Raw genomic sequence first — 3,084 nt, forward strand, 5'->3', positions numbered from 1 at the left:
GGAAGTTGAAGCCTGGAGCCAGGTCGATATCGAGGTCTTCATCAGCCACGACGACCTGGCCATGACCAAGGGGCCCATCTTCCGCCCCGACTGGTTCCGGGAGCACATCTTCCCCCATTACCCTCAGATATGGAAGCCGCTGAAGGACAAGGGCATCAAGGTTATCTTCTGCTCGGATGGCAACTATGGGCCCCTGATCGATGACATCGCCGCCGCAGGGGCCGATGGGTTCATCATCGAACCCTCGGTTGATCTTCAGACCGTAGTGGGTAAATATGGAGGCCGCAAAGCCATCATCGGCAACGTCGATACCAAGGTGCTGACCTTCGAGGGGGAAAAAGAGATCGAGGCCGAGGTAAGGAGGTGCGTATCCACGGCCGGCCACCACCCGGGTTTTTTCATCAATGCTGTGGGTGGTATCCCTCATAATATCCCGCTGAAAAATGTGGAGGCCTACTTCGCTGCTTGTCGGAAGTACCGAAGTAGAAAGGTGACGACCTGAAGAAGCTCATCTGTCTCCTGGTTATCAAAACGCGCTCTTATCGCTTACCAAAACTGCGGTACGTACTCGCGGTAGGTCTCCAGATAGTCGTCGAGGATCTGCTGGGCCACGTCCAGATCGGTGATGACCGGGTCCAGCAACAGGCATTGCAGGGCGGCTCGGCGGTCGCCATTGACGGCGGCGTCTACACACAGGCGGGCGACGGTGATCTCACGGCGACACAGTTCGGCGATGGGCTCCGGCAGCGGCCCCACGGCGATTCCCTGCACCCCAGCCCCACTGATCAACCCGGGTATTTCGACTATGGCTCCCTCTGGCAGATTGGAGATGTGGCCCTGGTTGGGCAGGTTCACCGCCAGGTGGTAATGGTTCCCCGCCCCGGCGATGTTCTCGATCATCTCCAGTGCGCCTTCGCTGTCGGCGTCGCGCAAGCTTTCAATGCCCTTCTGACCCGCGCCCATCTTGGCGATGTCGTCGTGGCCGTGCCCGCGCAGCTTGTCCCACAGCTCCCAATCGTAGAGGCTGAGCTCGTATTTCTCCCACGGCTTGGTGACCGGATCGCTTACCCAGGGCAGGTACTCACTTATGTGCTCGTCGCCGGGAATCGGGAACCATCCAAAAGTGTCATACAGGCGGCGAGTCAGCGGCTCGAAGGTTGGGTCGAAGGCCACCCAGCGCTCGGCGAAGAGGGGATACAAATCCTCACCGGTGCGCTTGTCGTGCACGTCGAGCATCCAGGTGAAATGGTTGAGCCCGGCAGCCTTGATGTCAATGCGCTGCAGCGCTTGATGAGCTATGTGCATCAGGCGCGGCCAGATTTCCGGATCAGCGTGGGTACTGATCACGCCATCCGGCACTTCAATGCCCAGGTAATCGGCCAGCACCAATCCCACCATTCCATAGCCAGTGTGGATCCCGTGGCACAGGCCGACGACCTTGACGTCGCTGTAGCGGGCGATGGCATCGCAGATGCGTATCATCGGATTGGTGTAATTGATGAACCAGGCGTCGGGACAGGCCTGCTCCATATCGTGCACGATCTCCATCACCGGACCGATATTGCGGGCGGCGTGGGCAAAGCCCCCCGGTCCTCCGTTTTCGGCATAGGGCTGGCGCACGCCGTACTTCAAGGTAATCTCGTAATCCGATCTCCACAACTTTTCGCGGGGTCCCACCTCGATAGCGGAGACGACGAACGCGGTGCCGTCGAGGGCATCGGCGTGGTGAGTGTGGGTGGTGATGGTCATCCGGGCATCCCACTCGCGGTTGAGGCGCTCGGCCAGCCGGGCAATCAGCGCCAGCGTGTCAGCGTTCCGGTCCACCAGGGCCAGATGGCTGCCGCGCAGTCGCTCGCTGCCCATCAACGCGGCCACGGTATTGAGTCCGAAAATGGCGCTGCCTGCGCCGATTAATACGATCCTTGTCGGGAGCATAGGGCTACTCTCCTTGGGAAAAACGAACTGAACCTGTACTCACGAACTAAATCCATGCAGCGATTTGCCGAATCCAAATCCGGCACTTGGCTAACCTGATAGAAGACACCCCCAATCAAGCGATGTTCCTGAAGTGCTCTCCAAAAATCCCCAAATTCCACGCTAACGATAAGTGGCAAATCTCCAGTCCACCGCTTGAGTTGATCAAGGATTTCAAAGGCAGGAGCAAATCCCCTGTCATCCCCCAAATAGATTGCTTTCAGGCCGCTGACCGTGGAAACAGCCTCCAAAAGGTGCCGACCGTTACCATGGATGTGTAACACCCCTCCGTCAAATTGCGCGAAAATCCTTGCCAATGTCTCTCGTCCCCATTGTTCAAAGTAATCTACCGAAGTCATGTGGAAAGGGTCAACACTCTCAGATATGATTCGACCAGGGATCCACTGGACCATATTGCTACAGGTGCCTCCTTCGAGAAGAGGCACTTTTTCAAAAAACGTGTTTTGAACCTTTAAGTTCAGGTCAAAGGAGAAGTCGATGGCCCTCTTGACCATCTCCGGCTGTTCGAACAAACTCAGGTAGGTTCTTGTCGCCCCGACCAGTTCAAAAACAAAGTTGAGGCCGTTAATAAGAATGAAGTGACTAATCCCGAACTTTCCCTGTGAGGCTTCCATAAACGTCTCTAATTGATGCAGATAACGCTGAAACCATTCACGCTCTTGGCTGAATGACAAGCGCTCAAATTCCGACCAATCGCGCAGTATGGGCGGGACCATTGACGAAATCCAGCCTGTATCGGGATCAGACAGGAATCGCACATCACCCCCCACCAAGCCACCATATAACCCCTGGTCCATCTCGCTCAAATATGCACTGGGGACTGAATCGTCCCCAATGGGAATGCGCTCCCGCAAATAGGCATCCCAGAATCTGACCCGCTCGCCGGGGTCCGGATACTCGCAGTATCCAGGTGGATGCTTCTCCGTAAACTCTTTCAGCGCGGCACTCGGCAATTGCATTGAAGCCAGGATGATATTTTGAGAACGCTGCTCATACAGGCGCCGGAGCCTACGCAAAACCTCCGATCCTCCAGGACAATAGCTCAAGGGAAAGCCCATTTTCCCCTCCTACTCCCATGTGTTATCGGCT

General features: G+C 56.5%; 3 protein-coding genes. 1 reads left to right on the plus strand and 2 read right to left on the minus strand.

The annotated features are described in order from the left end of the window. A partial coding sequence (locus ACETWG_11670) for a uroporphyrinogen decarboxylase family protein (GenBank protein ID MFB0517244.1) occupies nucleotides 1-502 on the plus strand: 502 nt, incomplete at its 5' end. A gap of 44 nt (nucleotides 503-546) precedes the next feature. Here the strand turns inward: ACETWG_11670 and ACETWG_11675 are convergent. Both ACETWG_11675 and ACETWG_11680 read right to left on the minus strand, forming a co-directional pair. Next, entirely contained in the window at nucleotides 547-1,935 is a 1,389-nt protein-coding gene (locus tag ACETWG_11675; protein ID MFB0517245.1) for a hypothetical protein, read from the minus strand. Next, a complete protein-coding gene (locus ACETWG_11680; GenBank protein MFB0517246.1) occupies nucleotides 1,911-3,053 on the minus strand; it encodes a hypothetical protein in 1,143 nt (380 codons plus the stop codon). The genes ACETWG_11675 and ACETWG_11680 overlap by 25 nt, the downstream gene beginning before the upstream one ends. Between the last annotated feature and the right edge of the window lie 31 nt (nucleotides 3,054-3,084).

This window comes from Candidatus Neomarinimicrobiota bacterium, from assembly GCA_041862535.1.
Lineage (GTDB): Bacteria > Fidelibacterota > Marinisomatia > SCGC-AAA003-L08 > TS1B11.

Coding starts and splice junctions, on each gene's coding strand:
- ACETWG_11675 (MFB0517245.1), bottom strand. CDS start 1,935: ATGCTCCCGACAAGGATCGTATTAATCGGCGCAGGCAGCGCCATTTTC.
- ACETWG_11680 (MFB0517246.1), bottom strand. CDS start 3,053: ATGGGCTTTCCCTTGAGCTATTGTCCTGGAGGATCGGAGGTTTTGCGT.